Source organism: Actinoplanes couchii (genome assembly GCF_016862075.1).
GTDB classification, from domain to species: domain Bacteria; phylum Actinomycetota; class Actinomycetes; order Mycobacteriales; family Micromonosporaceae; genus Actinoplanes; species Actinoplanes couchii.
In genome coordinates this window covers 1-17,180 of sequence record NZ_BOMG01000030.1, presented here as the reverse complement: position 1 = coordinate 17,180, position 17,180 = coordinate 1, and the positions used below count along the sequence as shown (strand labels likewise).

Here is a 17,180-nt window from a genome sequence, read left to right as displayed (position 1 = left end):
CCACCCTCCGCAACCGCCTTGCACCCGAAGGCGAACCGGATCGCACTCAACGCGCCTCATCTTTTCCCTCAGCGCCGGACGACCCCCTGACCGGCTCGGTTTTGAGGAGACCCCCTGATGAGCGCTTTGACACCTGCGATCGAGCGGCGTGGCGAGGACATCGTCCGGGCGAACATGCCGCTCGTCGGGCATCTGGTCCGGGAGATGCTGGCCCGGGTTCCCTCGCACGTGAACCGCGACGACCTGCTGTCGGCCGGGTACGCCGCGCTGGTGGCGGCGGCCCGCGGGTTCGACCCGGAGCGCGGGGTGCCGTTCCCGCGGTTCGCGGCGGCCCGGGTACGCGGCGCGCTGCTGGACGAGTTGCGCGGCCTGGACTGGGCGAGCCGGTCGGTCCGGCAGCGGGCCCGGCGGACCGACTCGGCCCGGGAGGAGCTGATGGCGACGCTGGGCCGGACGCCGACCGTGCAGGAGGTGGCCGACAAGCTCGGCTGCACGGTGGAGGACATCGAGCACGGCGAGGGCGACGTGCACCGGGCGACGGTGTTCAGTCTGCAGGGGTTCGCGACGGCGACGGCCGACGACATCGTCACCGAGCCGGGTGCGGGCCCGGAGGAGATGCTGCTGCGCCGGGAGCGGTTCGGTTATCTGCGGCACGCGGTGGACTCGCTGCCGGAGCGGCTGCGGGTGGTGGTGCGCGGCTACTTCTTCGACGAGCGGCCGATGGCCCAGATCGCGGCCGAGCTGGGGGTCAGCGAGTCCCGGGTGTCGCAGCTGCGTGCCGAGGCGCTGGTCCTGCTCCGGGACGGGATGAACACCCACCTGGACCCGGCGCTGGCGGCCGAGAACCCGCCGAAGGACGGCTGTGTGGCCCGGCGGCGGACCGCCTACTACGACAAGATCGCCAGCCGGGGGACGCTGCAGTCCCGTCTGGCCATGACCGGTCCGGACGGCCTGCCCCTGGTGGCCGCCTGAACAAGTGGGTAGCGGGGCCCGTCGCGGTTCGCGGCGGGCCCCGGCACGTCTCAGGCGCTGGCGCAGGTGCCGGCCTTCTTCTGGGCGGCGATCGCCTTGGCCGCGCCCAGCTTGTAGAGGGCCAGGCCCTCCTTGGCCGGTTCCAGCTTCCAGGCGTCGGTTTCGTAGACCATGGTGTACGACTGGGCCGCGACCAGCTGTTTGGCGATCACGATGGCCTTGTCGGCGCCCTCCAGGCGGGCGCTGGTCAGCTGGATCGCCAGGCCCTTGCGGGAGCAGGCGGTGTTCAGCTTGATGTAGTCGTCCTTGCTGATCGACTGCTTGCCGGCCGAGGTGTACATCTCCCACGCGCCGGCGAAGTCCCCGCCGCTGAACCTGTCGAACACGGTCTGCGCGGCGGCTCGGGCACCGTCGAGGGTCTTCGGCTCGGGCCCGCCGGCGCCCGCCGCGGCGGCGTTGCCGGGGGTCTTCTCGGGTTCCTCAGAACACGCTGCGGCGAAGGTGATGGTGGCGGCCAGGGTCAGGGTCAGGGCGCCGAGACGTCGAATCGGGTGGCGTGTGTCCATGTCCCGGTTAAAGTCGCGTGACGGCCGGGCGTAACGGTCTCGGCGTGTCGAGACATGTTCCGGACACTCGCGCCGGGGGCCGTAACCCGCCGGGCCTCGGCTATTCTGGTCGTTTGCCGAATGTCTTGCGGCAAACAAAAAAGGCAACCATAAAAATGGCTGCCCGGATATTTCGATCAGATTGCCGGAATGATAGCACGAAAAGGGGCGACTTTGTCAAGCTCGAACGCCGAGATCGATTCCGAACAGGCGTACTTGACCGCGCTCTACCAGCGACTGGATCAATTGCGCGAGCAGGCCGACGGCCGGCTGCGGGCGATCCTTCTGGAAGCGGGCGGCACCCCGCAGGGCCGGGCCCAGCGCGAGGCGACCCGCAGCCATTACGCCGAGCAGCTGGCCCAGTTCAACTCGGTGGAGAACGGCCTGCTCTTCGGCCGCCTCGACTTCGCCGCCGGAAACCCCCGTTACATCGGCCGGATCGGGCTGTTCGCCGAGGACCGCGACCAGGACCCGATGCTGGTCGACTGGCGTGCTCCTGCGGCCCGCCCGTTCTACCTGGCGACCGCGGTCAACCCGGACGGCGTCACCCGGCGCCGGCACATCCGCACCCGCGGCCGGGTGCTCACCGGCATCGACGACGAGACGCTCGACATCGAGGCCGGCGACGGCACCGGGCGGGAGGACGTCACCGGCGAGGCCGCGCTGCTCTCCGCGCTGACCGCGAACCGGACCGGCCGGATGCGCGACATCGTCGAGACCATCCAGGCCGAACAGGACGAGGTGATCCGCTCCGGGCTGCCCGGGGTGCTGGTCGTCCAGGGCGGCCCGGGCACCGGCAAGACCGCCGTTGCCCTGCACCGGGCGGCCTACCTGCTCTACACCTTCCGCGAGCAGCTCACCCGGACCGGTGTGCTCATCCTCGGGCCGAACACCACGTTCCTGCGCTACATCTCCCAGGTGCTGCCGTCGCTCGCCGAGACCGGGGTGCTGCTGGCCACCCTCGGCGACATGTTCCCCGGGCTGCGCGCGCACGCCGTCGAGGCGCCGTCGGTCGCCGCCTACAAGGGCGGGCTCGACATGCTGGACGCCCTGGAGAACGCGGTCGCCGACCGGCAGACCCTGCCCGACGACTTCGTCGAGGTCGACCACGACGGCTATCCGCTGCGCATCGACCACGACGTGCTGCTCGCCGCCCGGACCGTGGCCCGCCGCTCCGGCCGCCCGCACAACGTGGCCCGGCAGCTGTTCGTCACCGAGGCGATCCACCAGCTCTCCCGGCAGATCGCCGAGCGGATCGGCGCCGACCCGCTCGGCGGGGACAACCTGCTGTCCGAGGCCGATCTCGCCGAGACCCGCCGGGAACTGCGCGAGGATCCGGACGTACAACAGGCGCTCTTCGATTTCTGGCCCGTCCTGACCCCGCGGCAGGTGCTGCGCGATCTGCTCAGCGACGCCGATCGCCTGGAGTCGGCCGGTCTGCCGCCGGCGTTGCTGCGGGAGCGGTCGGCCGGCTGGACCCCGGCGGACGTCCCGTTGCTCGACGAGCTGGCCGAGCTGCTCGGTGTCGACGACACGCTCAAGGTCCGTGAGCAGCAGAGGCAGAGAAAGGCCGCCATCGAGTACGCGGAAGGTGTGCTGGAGATCGTCGAGGGCTCCCGGTCGCTGGACTTCGAGGACGAGGGCGCCGAGCGCGACGAGGTGCTGTCGGCGCTGGACGTGGTCGACGCGGGCGCGTTCGTCGAGCGGCATGAGGTGATCGACACCCGGACCGCGGCGGAACGGGCGGCCGCCGACCGGACCTGGGTGTTCGGGCACGTGATCGTCGACGAGGCGCAGGAGCTGTCGCCGATGGCCTGGCGCCTGCTGATGCGCCGCTGCCCGAGCCGGTCGATCACCGCGGTCGGCGACGTCGCGCAGACCTCGGAACTGGCCGGCACCACCACCTGGGAGCAGGTCTTCGAGCCGTACGTGGCGCAGCGCTGGCGTCTGGTCGAGCTGAGCGTCAACTACCGCACGCCGGCCGAGGTGATGGCGGTCGCGGCCGACGTGCTGGCCGCCGTCGACCCGGCCCTGCGCCCGCCCCGGTCGGTGCGGTCGTCCGGGGTGCCGCCCTGGGCCCGGCGGGTCGAGGCGTCCGCTCTCGCCGGTGAGCTGATCGAGGAGGTACGCAAGGAGGCCGCCCTGATCGAGGAGGGCCGGCTCGGGGTGCTGGTGCCGGAGAGCCTGGAGCCGGTCCTCGGCCCCGATCTGGTGGCGGCGGTGCCGGGCGCGGCCGTGGGGGAGCAGCCCGACCTGCTCAACCATGTGGTGCTGATGACGGTCCGCCAGGCGAAGGGCCTGGAGTTCGACTCGGTCCTGGTGGTGGCCCCGGACGAGATCATCGCCGAGTCGCCGCGCGGGCTGTCCGATCTCTACGTGGCGGTCACCCGGGCCACCCGGCGGCTGGGGGTCCTGCACACCGCGGATCTCCCGAAGGTGCTGACCTCGCTGTCCTGACGCGGATGTTCCCCCGGTGCCACCACCACCGGGGGAAAACGCACACTTTGTCTGTTATGTCCGCATAGAGTCACCGGGTGGCTGAGTTCAAGGTGTCCGTGGCCAGCGCGGACGAGGTACGGCTGATCGCCGGATGGGCGGCGGCCGAGGGCTGGTGTCCCGGCGACGGCGACGAGACGATCTTCCATCCCACCGATCCGGGCGGGTTCCTCGTCGGCCGGCTGGACGGGCAGCCGATCACGTCGATCTCGGCGGTCCGGCAGGGCAGCGAGCGCGGATTCATCGGCCTGTACCTGACCATTCCGGAGTTCCGGGGGCAGGGTTACGGCCTGCGGACCTGGCAGGCCGGGATGAGCCGGCTGGCCGGCCGGATCATCGGCCTGGACGGGATGCCCGCCCAGCAGGACAAGTACCGCGAGGCGGGGTTCCGGGACGCCTGGCGGACGGTCCGCTACCAGGGCGAACTGACCGGGGCGCAACGGCCGGCCGGGCTGGAGATCGCCGACGCCCGCAGTGCCGGGTTCGACGAGCTGGCCCGGTACGACCGCCGGTTCTTCCCGGCCGAACGCGACGCCTTCCTCTCCCTGTGGATCACCACGTCCGGGCGGCGGGCGGTGATCGCGCGGCGGGCCGGTTCGGTGGTCGGGTTCGCGGTACGCCGCCCGGCCGGCGACGTGGACCGGATCGGGCCGCTCTTCGCCGACTCCCCGGAGATCGCCGAGGCGCTGCTGGCGGCACTGGCCGAATCGGTCGGCGGCGCGGTGCCGGTGCTGCTCGACGTGCCGTCGGTGAACCGCCCGGCCAACAAGCTGGCGGTCCGGGCCGGGCTCAAGGAGGCCGGGCAGACGGTGCGGATGTACACCGCCGACGTCCCCGAGGTGGACCGCGCCGGGATCTACGGCGTGACCACCCTGGAACTCGGCTGACGACGACGGGCCCGATGCCGGGGGACATCGGGCCCGTCAGGTACGTCAGGCGGCGGCCGGCGTACGGCCGTGGCCGAACGCGGTGTGACCGTGCGCGTTGGTCATGGCCAGCCGGCTGTGCATGGTGGTGTTGCCGGCGATGGTGGCGTAGTAGGTGGCGCGGCGGCGGGCGGTGATGCTCTCCGGGTTGTCCGGAACCGGGGCCATCTCCGGGTTCAGATGCGTGTTCAGACCGTCCTTGAGCAGCGACAGCGCCTCGGCCCGCAGCTGGGAGACCCGCGACTCGGTGACGCCGAGGTCGTCGGCGATGTCCGCCATCGGGCGCTCCTTGAGGAAGTACTCGGTCACCACGGTCTGCAGGCGGTCCGGCAGCGAGCTGATCGCGTGGTGCAGGTAACCGATCTGCTCCCGGCGCAGCAGCATCTCCTCCGGGCCGGGCTCACGCTCGGTGACCAGGTCGTCGGCGCTGCTGGTGGTGAAGCCCTGCAGCGACAGCACGGTGGCGCGCTGCACGTCGGTGTCGGTCTGGTGCAGCTCGGAGGTGGTGGTGCCGAGCGCCTGGGCCAGCTCCTCCGGCGTGGGGGTGCGGCCCAGCGTGGTGGTGAGCTGCTGACGGGTGACGTCGGTGTTGCGGGCCTTGGACCGCACCGAGCGGGTCGCCCAGTCCAGCGCGCGCAGCTCGTCGAGCAGGGCGCCGCGGATCCGGGTGCCGGCGAAGCGGTGGAACGGGACGCCGCGCTGCGGGTCCCAGCCGCGGGCGGCGGTGACCAGGGCGTGCAGGCCGGCGCTGGTCAGGTCGTCGCGGTGGATGTGGTTCGGGATCCGGCTGAGCATGTCCCGCACCAGGTGCCCGACCAGCGGCATGTGCTGGCGGATCAGGTCCTCCTGCTCCCGCGCGGTGAGCACGGGCGTGGCGGTGGCGGTGTCGGCGGCGAAGTCGGCAGCGGTCGTCACGGTGCTGGTCATGTCTGTTTCTCCCGGTTGTTGTCGGCGCCCCTGGCTGGGTGGGCACCGGCTGACAGGAGAAAGATTCAGCTCCGGAGGGTGCAGCTACCGGTCACGCTCGGTTGCGTGCCGGGTGCTTCGGCCGGACGTTCCCGGCGATGGCCTTCCATCGGCGGCGGGCAAGCCCGCTTGAGACTTCTTGCGCCGGTACGGCAGGGTGTCCCGCATGGAACTGAGCGACACCGGCACGCTGGTCAACATCCTCTCCGGCCTGGTGATCCTGACCGGGGTGATCGGCGTGCTGATGCCGGTGCTCCCCGGCCTGGTGCTGACCTGGGTGGGCGCGCTGCTGTGGGCGCTGCTCGGGGATGCTCCCGGTGGGTCACGGACGCTCGTCGCGATCCTGGCCACGGTGATCTTCGGCCTCGGGATCGTGATCAAGTTCCTGTGGCCGGGCAAAAAACTGCGGAACACGGTGCCCACGTCGGCGCTGCTGGCCGGTGGCGTGCTGGGCGTGATCGGCTTCTTCGTGGTGCCGGTCGTCGGCCTGGTGCTCGGGTTCGTGCTGGGGGTGTGGCTGGTCGAGCTGAACCGGCTCGGCATGGAGAAGGCCTGGCCGTCGACCCGCCGGGCGATCGCCGCGGTCGGGCTCTCCCTGCTGGTGGAGCTGGCGGCGGCCCTGCTGATCGCGGTGGTCTGGCTGTTCGGCCTGGCCTTCGCCTAGGTTCGGTGTGGCAGACCTGGCTACTGCTTGGCGGCGGCTTCCATCCGGCGGCGCCGGCGCTGGGTCAGCAGCAGGAGCAGGGGAGTGACGGTGAGGATCCCGGCCACCCCCACCGCGGCGACCACGGTGAACCCGGTCGGACCACCGGGACCGGCCTGCTGAGCGGCGGCGGACCCGCCCCCGGCCGGAGCCCCGGCCTCGGCGGCGGGCGCGGACGACGCCGCGGCGGCGACCTCCTCCGGCGTGACCAGCTTGCCGACCGAAGTACCGGCGGGCAGCGAGAAACCCCAGTCGAGCAGGGCCGCGCCCTGTTCCCAGCCGCGTTTCGGCCGGGCCTCGGCGCCGAGCAGGGTGGCCACCAGGGTCCGCCCGTTGCGGGTGGCCGCGCCGACGTAACTGTGCCGGGCGACGGTGGTGAATCCGGTCTTCCCGCCGAGCGCGCCCGGGTAGTTGTAGATCAGCTTGTTCTCGTTCTGGAATTGGAAACCGCCGACCTTCGGTTTCTTCTGGGCCGGCATCTTGGCGATCTCGGTCAGCGCATACTTACGGAAATCGGCGCTGGCGAAACAGACCCGGGCAATTAGGGCCAGATCGTACGCGCTGGTGAACTGGCCCTTGCCGTCCAATCCGGACGGCGTGACCGCGTGGGTCTGCCGGGCGCCGATCGAGGCCGCCTTGTCGTTCATCGCGGCCACCGTCCTGGCCAGCCCGTCGTCGCCACCACCGCCGGCCATCCGGGCGAGCGCGTTGGCGGCGTCGTTGCCGGAGTTGAGCAGCAGGCCCAGCCACAGCGTCGAGATCGGATAGACACCGCCGGGGACGATGCCGACCGCCGAGCTGTTCGGCTCGATGTTCAGGTCGCCCTCGGTGATGGTGACCCGCTGCGTGGGGTCCAGCTTGTCGATCGCGGTCGCGACCAGCAGCAGTTTCTGCACGCTGGCCGGGGTCTGGTGGACGTGCGGGCCGCAGGCGCCGAGCACCTCACCGGTGTCCAGGTCGGTGACCATCCAGGTGGTGGCGGTGAGCGCCGGGGCGGCCGGGCTGCCGGGCGGGACGACCAGGCCGTGGGTGGCCAGGGCCGCGCCACCGACCGCCATGTCCGCGGCGACGTCGGCCGGGGGCACCGGCCGGGGCGGGGCGCTCGGCTTGGCGATCTTGGGCTTGGGACAGGGCACCTCGGCGGCGGCCGACTCCGCGGAGAGCGCAGAGAAGGCGGCGGCCGGCTTCGCGGAGAGCGCAGAGAAGGACGACGCCGCGGAAAGTGCCGAGGAGGCCGACGCGGAGCGCGTGGGGGAGGCGGCCGCCGCCGTACCGGGGATGGAGAAGGCCAGGACCGCCGCGGTCATCGCCGCAAGAGGAGTCAGAGGGGTTCTCACGGCCAGTGGTCCCCGGCGGTCAGGCGCCGCTCCAGCAGCGTCTCCAGCGGGATCGTCTCACCGTCGCCGCCGCCCGCGCCGACGATCAGCCGGGCAGTGCTCGGCGACAGGTCGGCGCCGGTGAACCGGGCCCGCAGCGACGGCGGAACGGTGAGCACGAGATAGTCCCCGTCCTCGCCGACGGCCACCGAACGGTCCGACTTCAGGTACCACCCGCGGGCGTGGGTCTTGTAGGTGGAGCGCCCGTCCAGGCTGCGTGCCACCAGCGGATGCGGCCGGAGACCGGCCTCGGCGGCCCGGCGGACGAAGTCGTCGAGCAGCGCGCCGGCCTTGCGTGCCTCCGCGGCCCGGTCCGCCTCGAGCGCGGCGGCGCGGACCGCGACGGCGTGCCGTTGCTCTTCCCGCCAGGCGGCCTGCTCGTCCTGCATGGCGCCGACCCTAACGCGAGACTCCGGGCACCGGTCAACCGGGCTTTCCGGGATTCTGCTCCTTTTTTGCTGGGCGCCATTCCGATAACCGGGTAGAAAGAATTGCCGGATCGCGGGCAGGAGTTGCGCCGCGGACCGATCGCGCGCAAGACTGGGCGCGGTTGATTTATTCTTCTCGGGAGTCGTTATGGCGCGGCAGGTAATCACCACCCTGATCGACGATCTGGACGGCAAGAAGGCGGATCGGACGGTCGAGTTCAGTCTCGATGGCGTCAGCTACACGATCGACCTTTCCGAGGCCAATGCCGGAAAGCTGCGTAAGGCTCTGGACCCGTTCATCAGCGCGGGCACCCGTCTGGGCCGGACCACCTCGGGCCGCATCCCGTCGCGTGGCGCGGCGCCGGTCCGCACCGCCGGTTCGCGTGACGAGAACCGGCTGATCCGTGAGTGGGCGACCCGCAACGGGCACAAAATCTCCGAGCGGGGCCGCATTCCGGCCGAGGTCAGCGGCGCCTACCGGGCGGCGCACGGGCGCTGATTCGGTGCGGTTCTCACCGTGCCGGAGGCGACTGCTCCGGCACGGTGGACGGTGGCCGGGGTGAGAAATCCCACTCCGAATTGGACGGAAAGCGCCTTTACCCGAAAACCCCACGGAGACGGGGCAGTTCTGCCGCCACCGCCTCCAGCACTTTCTCGTCACCCTCGTACCAGCTCGACTTCCGCGGCCAGTGCGTGATGACGTCGGTGAAGCCGAGTTCGGCGGCCCGGCCGACCGCATCGGTGAAGGCCTCGACGCTGCTCATCGAGAAGATCGGTGACGTGTCCAGGTTCAGATAACGGTCCATCGACTCCGGTTGTCGGCCGGCCGCCTCGCAGGCCGCCTCGAAACGGTCCCGGATCCCGGCGACCGCCTCCCACCATTGTCCGGCGGTGTCGGCCTGCGGCCCGGTGGTGACCCAGCCGTCGCCGTGATGGGCGGCCAGCCGCATCGCCCGGGGGCCGTTGGCGGCCACCACGAACGGCGGCCGCGGCTGCTGGACCGGGCCGGGGATGCTGCGGGCGTCGATCGCCGAGTACCACTCGCCGGACCAGGTGGTCGCCGGGTGCCGCAGGATCGTGTCGAACAGCTGCAGGAACTCGGAGAACCGGTCGACGCGGGCGCGGGGGGTCATCTCCGGATCCCCGAGGACCGCCGAGTCGAAGCCGGTGCCGCCGGCGCCCAGGCCCAGGATCAGCCGCCCGCCGGAGATGTCGTCCAGGGCGGTGGCCTCCCGCGCGAAGCGCACCGGGTGCCGGAAGTTCGGGGTGGCCACGTAGGTCCCGAGCCGGATCCGGGAGGTGACCGTGGCGGCCGCGGTCAGGGTCGGGACCGCGTCGAACCAGGGTCCGTCGATCAGGTCGCGCCAGCCGAGGTGGTCGTAGGTCCAGGCGTGGTCGAAGCCCCACTCGTCGGCGAGCCGCCAGCGCCGGCTCGCCTCGGCCCAGCGCTGGTCGGGAAGGATCACGATGCCGATACGCATCGCCGCAGCCTAGCGCCCGGAAAGCCGCAGCCGAGCCGCAGCCCAGCGGTAGGAAAAGGGCGGCCGGAGAAGGGCTCAGGCGGTCCGGCGGTCGGCCTCGGTCACCGCGTCCGGCGCGGCGGCCGCCTCGAACGCCTGCAGAGCCCGCAGCAGGTCCTGCCGGGCCCCGGCCGGCATCCTCTCCAGCACCTCGGCCAGCGCGTCCCGGCGGCGCTCCTGCAGGTCGGCGAGGAGCCGCCGGGACGCCGAGGTGAGCAGCAGCCGGACCTCCCGCCGGTCCCGCGGGTCGGCGACCCGGCGCAGCAGCCCGGTGGCCTCCAGCCGGTCGCAGAGGCGGCTGGCGGAGGAGGGCACCACGTCGAGGGCCTCGGCGAGACGGCTCATGTTGGTGTGCCGGTTGCCGGCGACGATGGTCAGCACCCGGAGTTGGGCGGGCGGAAGCGCGGGCTGCTGGGCGGTCCTGGCCCGTTCCAGGACAGCCACGAGCGCATCGACCGACGACTCGACAGCCGCGGCGACCTCGGTGGCACGCTCCATCCCGATTTCCCGTCGTTCTCGCGGATCGCGGGCCTGTGCACCGGGGAGCCGGTGCCGGACCTGTGAACCTGAACGCATACCCGGCCGGGGGCTCGGCAAACGTCAACGCCGCCAATCAAGGCAGACCATGACCGCGTCGTCCCCCGGCTCGGTGCCCGCATGGTAGTCACGAAGGCCCCGCATCACCGTACCGACCGCTTCGGTGGCGGGCTGCAGCCGTGTCCGGCGAAGCGTGCTGAGCAGCGCAGATTCGCCGTAACGGGGGAGTCCTCCGGGCGCGGCCGCGTGGACGCCGTCGCTGACGACGAGCATCCGGTCGCCGGGTTCCAGAGCGAAACGCTGGATCTCGTAGTGGGCCTCGCCGAACATGCCGAGGGGAAGTTGCTGTTCGAGCATGACCCGCTCGGTCTCGCCGGCCCGGGCGATGAAGCAGTGCGGCGAACCGGCGTCGACCGCCGCTACCTCGCCGCTGACCAGGTCGACTTCCAGGAGCAGGGTGGCGGCGTGCGCCTCGCCGTTGTACCTGGTGTGCAGCGCGTCCGAGGCGAGTTCGGCCTGTTCGACGATGTCGGCGCCGCAGCGCCGGGCGTTGCGCATGGCGTTGACGGCCAGCGAGGTCAGCAGGGCCGCCTCCATCCCGTCGCCGTGCCCGTTGAGCACGGTCAGGGTCAGCCGGTCGCCGTCTAGGGACCAGTCGAAGTGGTCGCCGTGCACGTCGTACGCCGGTTCCAGTTGCCCGGCGACCAGGAACCGCTCGTCCCCGAGGGACCGGCCGGGAAGCAGGTCCCACTGGAGTTCGGCGGCCATGGTGAGCCGGGCCTGACGCTGAACCCGGTGGTACCGGTCGGTGGCGCCGCGGGCGGCGCGGATCGCGAGGGCCAGGTCGTCGGCGTCGACACCGAGTCGTTCGACGGTCTCCGCGCCGGGCGGTGCGGGCAGGTCCAGGCGCAGCACGCCGACCCGCTCGCCCCAGCAGTTCAGCGGGAGGTGCAGCCGGGCCGAACCGGACGGGTGCTGCTCGGCGCCGAGGCGCTGGCTGGCGAAGCAACGAACGGCCTGTTCAGCGGGGGCCTCGCCGGTGGGCAGCAGGGACAGCAGCCGGGTGCTGGTCAGATCGGGCACCAGGACGTCGACGACGTCGGCTGAATACTGCCGTCGCAGATGCTCGGCGGCGACCTCGGGCAGCCGGTCGGGTGGCGCGGCCCTCAGCAGGGAGCCGAGGGGAACCGGTTGATCGGACATGACGGACTCCTTCCAGGGGCAAGCGACACCAACCGCAGATATTTGTTATACGGCAAGCAAATTCACGCCGGAGCCACCCCCCACCCGAGGGGCGGCTCCGGCGTGCCCTCTCAAGCGATGGTGGTGGTGATCTTTCGAGCTTCTCAGGCGAAGGACTTCTCGAAGTGGATCAGGCTTCCGCTGCGCGGGCTGGAGTGCATGCGCACGTTCTCGGCCAGCGCCCTGATCAGGAAGAGCCCACGCCCCCGCTCGCTGGTCGCGGAGGGAACCGCCTCCGCGGCCGGGTCGAAACCCGACCCGTCGTCGACCACGTCGATCGAGCAACGGTCCTCGGCCACGTCGAGGTGGACCTCGAACTTCTCGGCCCCGTCGGCGTGCTTCACCACGTTGGCGCACGCCTCGGTGAGGGCGATCTCCAGATCGGTGCCGGCCTGGCGATCCACTCGCAGGATCGTCAGCGCGCAGCGCAACAACCGGCGCACGGCGGGAACGCTGTCCACCTCACGGGGCAGATTGAGCCGGACCGACATACGCATGCCTTTTTCTTGCCCTCTCCGGGCCCGGCCTAACCGTGAGGCTGTGATCACACGGTGGGTTCGTGTTATCCATGTGCCCCGTGTTCCGTCTCCCTGATCGGCGCGGACGGCGCCCGGACCAGGAGGAGAGCAGGCGGATGGTGGCACAACCCGACGTCGCGACCGTGGTGGCCGCGCGGGCCGGCGACCCGGTGGCGATCGACCGGCTGGTGGCCGGTTACCTGCCGCTGGTCTACACGATCGTCGGCCGGGCCCTGGAGGGGCACGCGGATGTCGACGACGTGGTCCAGGAGGTGATGATCCGGGTCCTGCGCAATCTCGGCGAGCTGCGCGATCCGGCCGCCTTCCGGTCCTGGCTGGTGGCGATCACGGTGCGCCAGGTGCGCGAGCGGTTCCGCGGGCGGCCCCCGGCCGAGCGGCTGGACCCGGACCTGCGGGATCCCGGCGCCGACTTCACCGACCTGGCGATCACCCGGCTGGAGCTGTCCGGGCAACGCCGGGAGACCGCCGAGGCCACCCGCTGGCTCGACGAGGAGAACCGGGAGCTGCTCGCGCTCTGGTGGCTGGAGGCGTCCGGCGAACTCACCCGGGACGAGATCGTGGAGGCCTCCGGGCTGGGCCGCCAGCACGCCGCGGTGCGGATCCAGCGGATGAAGGCGCAGCTGGAGACGGCCCGCGCGGTGGTCCGGTCGCTCCAGCGGACGCCGCCCTGCCCGGAGCTCTCCCTGGTGCTCACCGGCTGGGACGGCCGGCCCGGCGCGCTCTGGCGCAAGCGGATCGCCCGGCACACCCGCGAGTGCCGGGAGTGCGCCCCGGCCTGGCAGCACCTGGTCGAGGCGGAGCGGTTGCTGGCCGGCATGGCGCTGGTCCCCCTGCCGCCCGGCCTCGGCTCCGCCGTCGGCGACCTCACGATCAACACCTTTGCCGCCGGTACGCCGGTGCAGAGCGCCGCCGGTGCGAGCGGGGGCGGGGGCACCGCCGCCGGGGTGAAGACCGGTGTCTCGCTGATGCCGAAACTGCTGGCCGGAGTGCTCGCCACGGCTGCTGTCGCGGGTGCGGGCGTGGCGGTCTCGGCGTACCGCGGCAATCCGGGTGAACCGAGCGTGCCGGCCGCCGTGGTGGCCCCGCAGACCTCACCTGCCGCATCGGCCGCGGCCTCTCCGTCGCCCTCGGCGCCGATCTCGCCGTCCGCCTCCCGCAGCGTCCCGCCCTCCGCGACACCCAAGGCCGCCCCGGCCCCGGCGACCGCCACCACCTCGGCCAAGAAGGGTGTCGGGGTCTGGAAGTTCGCCGGTTCGGAGGGCGCGCTGAAGGACGTCGGCGCGGGCTGGTACTACGACTGGGCCCCGCACGACGACGAGGTGCCCGGCCCGGCCGGTGTCGAGTTCGTCCCGATGATCTGGGGCGCGAAGGACCTCACCGACGCCACCCTGAGGAAGGCGAAGTCCGAGGGCGACGTGCTGCTCGGCTTCAACGAGCCGGACCTGGCCGAGCAGTCGAACATGTCCGTCGAGGACGCCCTCGCCGCCTGGCCGCGCCTGCAGGCGACCGGGATGAAGCTGGTCAGCCCGGCCGTCGCGTTCGGCGGGGACACCGCGGGCGGCTGGCTGGACCGCTTCATGACCGGGGCGAAGGCGAAGAACCTGACGGTCGACGCGATCGCCCTGCACTGGTACGGCTCGGACTTCAGTGCCGCGTCGGTGAACCAGTTCCTGGGGTACGTCGACGCCGTCCACGAGCGGTACGGCAAACCGATCTGGATCACCGAGTTCGGCCTGATGAACTTCGGCGGCTCACCGAGATACCCGAGCGACGCCCAGAAGGTCCGTTTCATCAAGGGCGCGACCGCCGGGCTGGAGAAGCGCCGGTACGTCGAGCGGTACGCCTGGTTCGGCCTGCCCGCGGTCGGCGACAGCGTGGACTTCGGCCTGTACACCGACGGCGACAGCCCCACCGAGGCGGGTGAGGCGTACCGCGAAGCGGGTTAGTCTTCGAGCATGATTCGGTTCGGGTACAAGGCGTCGGCGGAGCAGTTCGCGCCGGCGGAGCTGCTCAAGTACGGCATTCTCGCGGAGGAGCTGGGCTTCGACTCGGTCTTCGTCAGCGACCACCTGCAACCGTGGCGGCACGACGGCGGCCACGCCCCGGCCGCGCTGCCGTGGCTGGGTGCCCTGGCCGCGCGGACCGAGCGGGTGCTGATCGGGACCAGCGTCCTGACGCCGACGTTCCGCTACCACCCGGCGGTGGTCGCGCAGGCGTTCGCCACCCTGGGCTGCCTGGCCCCGGGCCGCGCGATCCTCGGTGTCGGCTCCGGCGAGTCTCTCAACGAGGTGTTGCTCGGCACCCGGTGGCCGGACGGCAAGGAGCGGTTCGCCCGGCTCAAGGAGGCGGTCCTGCTGATCAAGAAGCTGTGGGCCGAGGACCGGGTGACCTACGAGGGCCAGTTCTACAAGACCGAGAACGCCACCATCTACGACAAGCCCGAGCAGACGGTGCCGATCTACATCGGCGCGTCCGGCCCGGCCGCGACCCGGCTGGCCGGCCGGATCGCCGACGGGTTCATCACCACCAGCGGCAAGGGGCACGGGCTCTACACCGACACCCTGTTGCCGGCGGTCAACGAGGGCGCCGAGAAGGCCGGTCGCAAGATCGACGACGTGGACCTGATGATCGAGGTCAAGGTCTCGTTCGACGACGACATCGAGCGGGCCCGCAACGACACCCACTACTGGGGCGCGCTCGCGCTGTCGCCGGAGGAGAAGACCGGCGTCGAGGACCCGATCGAGATGCAGCGGCTCGCCGATGCCCTCTCGGTGGAGCGGACCGCCACCCGGTGGATCGTCTCCTCCGACCCGGCCGAGCACGCCGCCAAGGTCGCGGAGTACCTGGACATGGGCTTCAAGCACCTGGTCTTCCACGCGCCCGGCCCGGACCAGGAGCGCTTCCTGAAGCTCTACGCCGAGCAGATCCTGCCGCAGCTGCGCAACAGGTCCTAGACCGATCGCAGGTTTCCCCGGCCGCCGCCCGGGTCGCCGCCCTCGCCGTTGATCACCCGCAGGTTGGGGCGGCCCTGGGTGCGCGGCCGGGTGCGGTCCTGGTCGCCGCGGTTGTCCCGCCAGCGCCGCCGGTTCATCAGCTCACCGGCCGGTGCGATCGCCGGGGTGACGGCCGGCATGGTGCCGTTCAGTGGCTCGAGCCGGGGCGTGGCGGTCCGGTTCGGGGCCGGCCAGCGCTGCAGCGCCTGCTCGAAGTACTGCCGGTCGGCAGCCATGGCACGCGGCGGGTTGATCGGGGCGCCGGCCGTCCGGACGGCACCGAGCCGCAGGTCCAGGCTCCGCGTCCCGGTCGCGCCGGGACCGGTGACGATCGGGGCCGGGATCGGGCCGGCCGACCGCCCGGTCAGCACCACGATGCTCTCCTCGGTGGCGGCCCGCCGGTCCTGCCGGCGCGCACGCCACTCGCCGGCCACCGCGCGGACCCCGGACAGCAGGTCGGTCCGGGCCCGGCCGTCGACAGGCACCTCGGCCACCCGCAGCCCGGCGGTCCGGCTCCGCACGGCGATCAGCGGTTCGCCGTCCGGCCCGTCGCCGCGGACCGGGTCGACACCGGCGACCCGGGGCAGGCCGATCCGGCCGGTGTGCCGGCGCCAGAACGCCCGGTACCCGGTGGCGGCGCCGTGCGGACGGCAGCCCAGCAGCACGTTCATGAACCAGAGCAGGACCAGGCCGAACCGTCCGGCGGGCCGGGTGGCCTCGGCGACGTCGGCGTCGGTCCGCAGCGCCTCGACCAGCCGCGGCAGGTCGGCCGGGTCACCGGAGCCGTCGCCGGGCAGGGTCACCACCACGTCGCCGGTGGCCACGGCGGCGCCGCAGGCCAGGGCGTTGCCGTGGCCGGTGCGGGTCTGCCGGATCACCCGGGCCGGCCGGGGCAGGGCGCGGGTGACGTCCTCGCCCGGCCCGACCACCACGATCACCTCGTGGACCGGGGGCAGCCCGGCGACCAGAACCGGCAGGTGCTCGTCCGGTGCGGGTGCGGCCGGGATCACCACACTCACGGAGGGTGACGGTTGGCGTTCTCCGGGTCGGTGCGGCGTCGGCATGTGGTGAAGCTCCCCGGTTCGGCGTCTTTGCTGAGGCCGAAGCTACCGTCCAGCAACCGTTTGGCAACCTGGCCCTTCGGATGAGGGTGGCCGACTACCGGGTTTTCATCGTGTGTTGATTACTTTGCGTACAGGTAAGAGAGGGTAGGGTGATCGATGTGAGTATCGAAGCGGTGGTGTTCGACCTGGACGGCGTGATCATCGACACCGAGGAGGTGTGGGAGGAGGTCCGGCGGGGGTACGTCGCCGAGCACGGCCGGGAGTTCCTCGCCGACTCCCAGGACCGGATGATGGGGATGAGCACCGGGGAGTGGTCGGCGCACCTGGCCGACGAGGTGGGCGTCCCGCGGACCGCGCCGCAGGTCGCCGCCGACGTGCTGGGCCGGATGGCCGAGCGGTACCGGCAGGACCTCCCGCTGATCCCGGGCGCGGCCGACACGGTCCGGGCGCTCGGTGGCCGCTACCGGCTGGCGCTGGCCAGTTCGTCGGCGCGGATCCTGATCGACCAGGTGCTGGCGACCGCCGGGCTGACCGATGAGTTCGAGGTGACGCTCTCCACCGAGGAGGTGCCGCGCGGCAAGCCGGCTCCGGACGTCTACCTGGAGGCAGTCGCGAAACTGGGCCTGACCCCTGGTGTCTGCGCCGCGATCGAGGACTCCAGCAACGGGCTGCGCTCGGCGGCCGCGGCCGGGCTGACCGTGATCGCCGTCCCGCACGGCGTCTACCCGGCGGCCGAGGATGCTCTGGCCGGAGCGAAGTTGGTAGTCAAGGCGATCACTGAGGTGACGCCTGAGGTGGTTTCCAACCTGTGAG

At 71.8% G+C, this 17,180-nt stretch carries 17 protein-coding genes; 8 read left to right on the top strand and 9 right to left on the bottom strand.

All coding sequences use genetic code 11. The features are described from left to right. Positions 1-117 precede the first annotated feature (117 nt). Complete coding sequence (locus Aco03nite_RS09385; RefSeq protein ID WP_203794403.1) at positions 118-972, top strand: sigma-70 family RNA polymerase sigma factor; 855 nt, start codon at positions 118-120, stop codon at positions 970-972. A 50-nt stretch (positions 973-1,022) separates the two neighbouring features. Here Aco03nite_RS09385 and Aco03nite_RS09380 read toward each other — a convergent pair whose 3' ends face one another. Further along, positions 1,023-1,538, bottom strand: coding sequence for a hypothetical protein (locus Aco03nite_RS09380; protein ID WP_203794402.1), 516 nt, complete (start codon positions 1,536-1,538; stop codon positions 1,023-1,025). 189 nt (positions 1,539-1,727) lie between these two features. On the opposite strand from Aco03nite_RS09380, the gene Aco03nite_RS09375 reads away from it, so the two are divergent. Together Aco03nite_RS09375 and Aco03nite_RS09370 are read left to right on the top strand one after the other, a co-directional pair. After that, a complete protein-coding gene (locus Aco03nite_RS09375; RefSeq protein ID WP_203794401.1) occupies positions 1,728-4,034 on the top strand; it encodes a HelD family protein in 2,307 nt (768 codons plus the stop codon). Between the two features lie 77 nt (positions 4,035-4,111). Continuing rightward, complete coding sequence (locus tag Aco03nite_RS09370) at positions 4,112-4,960, top strand: GNAT family N-acetyltransferase (RefSeq protein WP_203794400.1); 849 nt, start codon at positions 4,112-4,114, stop codon at positions 4,958-4,960. 45 nt (positions 4,961-5,005) lie between these two features. Here the strand turns inward: Aco03nite_RS09370 and Aco03nite_RS09365 are convergent, their stop codons facing one another. Continuing rightward, positions 5,006-5,926, bottom strand: coding sequence for a sigma-70 family RNA polymerase sigma factor (locus Aco03nite_RS09365; RefSeq protein WP_203794399.1), 921 nt, complete (start codon positions 5,924-5,926; stop codon positions 5,006-5,008). Positions 5,927-6,131: 205 nt separating this feature from the next. Between Aco03nite_RS09365 and Aco03nite_RS09360 the strand changes: the two genes are divergently transcribed. Continuing rightward, positions 6,132-6,629 carry a DUF456 domain-containing protein gene (locus Aco03nite_RS09360; protein ID WP_203794398.1) on the top strand — a complete coding sequence of 166 codons (498 nt, stop codon included), beginning with the start codon at positions 6,132-6,134 and terminating at the stop codon, positions 6,627-6,629. A 20-nt stretch (positions 6,630-6,649) separates the two neighbouring features. On the opposite strand, the gene Aco03nite_RS09355 is transcribed toward Aco03nite_RS09360, so the two are convergent. Next, positions 6,650-7,975, bottom strand: coding sequence for a D-alanyl-D-alanine carboxypeptidase family protein (locus Aco03nite_RS09355; RefSeq protein ID WP_203794397.1), 1,326 nt, complete (start codon positions 7,973-7,975; stop codon positions 6,650-6,652). A gap of 26 nt (positions 7,976-8,001) precedes the next feature. Continuing rightward, complete coding sequence (locus tag Aco03nite_RS09350) at positions 8,002-8,433, bottom strand: hypothetical protein (protein ID WP_203794396.1); 432 nt, start codon at positions 8,431-8,433, stop codon at positions 8,002-8,004. A 187-nt stretch (positions 8,434-8,620) separates the two neighbouring features. On the opposite strand from Aco03nite_RS09350, the gene Aco03nite_RS09345 reads away from it, so the two are divergent. Continuing rightward, positions 8,621-8,971 carry a histone-like nucleoid-structuring protein Lsr2 gene (locus tag Aco03nite_RS09345; RefSeq protein ID WP_203794395.1) on the top strand — a complete coding sequence of 117 codons (351 nt, stop codon included), beginning with the start codon at positions 8,621-8,623 and terminating at the stop codon, positions 8,969-8,971. Between the two features lie 97 nt (positions 8,972-9,068). Here the strand turns inward: Aco03nite_RS09345 and Aco03nite_RS09340 are convergent, their stop codons facing one another. From Aco03nite_RS09340 to Aco03nite_RS09325, 4 genes are all read right to left on the bottom strand, one after another. Next, positions 9,069-9,953, bottom strand: a complete 885-nt coding sequence (locus Aco03nite_RS09340; protein WP_203794394.1) for an LLM class flavin-dependent oxidoreductase — start codon at positions 9,951-9,953, stop codon at positions 9,069-9,071. Positions 9,954-10,028: 75 nt separating this feature from the next. Further along, positions 10,029-10,490, bottom strand: a complete 462-nt coding sequence (locus Aco03nite_RS09335) for a MarR family transcriptional regulator (protein ID WP_203794393.1) — start codon at positions 10,488-10,490, stop codon at positions 10,029-10,031. Between the two features lie 102 nt (positions 10,491-10,592). Beyond that, entirely contained in the window at positions 10,593-11,732 is a 1,140-nt protein-coding gene (locus tag Aco03nite_RS09330) for a PP2C family protein-serine/threonine phosphatase (protein WP_203794392.1), read from the bottom strand. 143 nt (positions 11,733-11,875) lie between these two features. Next, positions 11,876-12,268: an ATP-binding protein gene (locus Aco03nite_RS09325; protein ID WP_203794391.1), complete on the bottom strand. Its 393-nt coding sequence runs from the start codon at positions 12,266-12,268 to the stop codon at positions 11,876-11,878. A 137-nt stretch (positions 12,269-12,405) separates the two neighbouring features. Here Aco03nite_RS09325 and Aco03nite_RS09320 point away from each other — a divergent pair, with 137 nt between their 5' ends. Then, positions 12,406-14,256 (top strand): sigma-70 family RNA polymerase sigma factor, encoded by a 1,851-nt coding sequence (locus Aco03nite_RS09320; RefSeq protein ID WP_203794390.1) that lies wholly within the window; start codon positions 12,406-12,408, stop codon positions 14,254-14,256. A 9-nt stretch (positions 14,257-14,265) separates the two neighbouring features. Then, on the top strand, positions 14,266-15,264 hold the full coding sequence (gene fgd, locus Aco03nite_RS09315) for a glucose-6-phosphate dehydrogenase (coenzyme-F420) (RefSeq protein WP_203794389.1): 999 nt from the start codon (positions 14,266-14,268) through the stop codon (positions 15,262-15,264). Here the strand turns inward: fgd and Aco03nite_RS09310 are convergent. After that, complete coding sequence (locus Aco03nite_RS09310) at positions 15,261-16,322, bottom strand: glycosyltransferase (protein ID WP_203794388.1); 1,062 nt, start codon at positions 16,320-16,322, stop codon at positions 15,261-15,263. The two genes, fgd and Aco03nite_RS09310, sit on opposite strands and share 4 nt — an antisense overlap. Positions 16,323-16,525: 203 nt before the next feature. On the opposite strand from Aco03nite_RS09310, the gene Aco03nite_RS09305 reads away from it, so the two are divergent. Continuing rightward, positions 16,526-17,179, top strand: coding sequence for an HAD family hydrolase (locus Aco03nite_RS09305; protein ID WP_203794387.1), 654 nt, complete (start codon positions 16,526-16,528; stop codon positions 17,177-17,179). Position 17,180 lies beyond the last annotated feature (1 nt).

Coding starts and splice junctions, on each gene's coding strand:
- Aco03nite_RS09385 (WP_203794403.1), top strand. CDS start 118: ATGAGCGCTTTGACACCTGCGATCGAGCGGCGTGGCGAGGACATCGTC.
- Aco03nite_RS09380 (WP_203794402.1), bottom strand. CDS start 1,538: ATGGACACACGCCACCCGATTCGACGTCTCGGCGCCCTGACCCTGACC.
- Aco03nite_RS09375 (WP_203794401.1), top strand. CDS start 1,728: ATGATAGCACGAAAAGGGGCGACTTTGTCAAGCTCGAACGCCGAGATC.
- Aco03nite_RS09365 (WP_203794399.1), bottom strand. CDS start 5,926: ATGACCAGCACCGTGACGACCGCTGCCGACTTCGCCGCCGACACCGCC.
- Aco03nite_RS09360 (WP_203794398.1), top strand. CDS start 6,132: ATGGAACTGAGCGACACCGGCACGCTGGTCAACATCCTCTCCGGCCTG.
- Aco03nite_RS09355 (WP_203794397.1), bottom strand. CDS start 7,975: ATGACCGCGGCGGTCCTGGCCTTCTCCATCCCCGGTACGGCGGCGGCC.
- Aco03nite_RS09350 (WP_203794396.1), bottom strand. CDS start 8,433: ATGCAGGACGAGCAGGCCGCCTGGCGGGAAGAGCAACGGCACGCCGTC.
- Aco03nite_RS09345 (WP_203794395.1), top strand. CDS start 8,621: ATGGCGCGGCAGGTAATCACCACCCTGATCGACGATCTGGACGGCAAG.
- Aco03nite_RS09340 (WP_203794394.1), bottom strand. CDS start 9,953: ATGCGTATCGGCATCGTGATCCTTCCCGACCAGCGCTGGGCCGAGGCG.
- Aco03nite_RS09335 (WP_203794393.1), bottom strand. CDS start 10,490: ATGGAGCGTGCCACCGAGGTCGCCGCGGCTGTCGAGTCGTCGGTCGAT.
- Aco03nite_RS09330 (WP_203794392.1), bottom strand. CDS start 11,732: ATGTCCGATCAACCGGTTCCCCTCGGCTCCCTGCTGAGGGCCGCGCCA.
- Aco03nite_RS09325 (WP_203794391.1), bottom strand. CDS start 12,268: ATGCGTATGTCGGTCCGGCTCAATCTGCCCCGTGAGGTGGACAGCGTT.
- Aco03nite_RS09320 (WP_203794390.1), top strand. CDS start 12,406: ATGGTGGCACAACCCGACGTCGCGACCGTGGTGGCCGCGCGGGCCGGC.
- fgd (WP_203794389.1), top strand. CDS start 14,266: ATGATTCGGTTCGGGTACAAGGCGTCGGCGGAGCAGTTCGCGCCGGCG.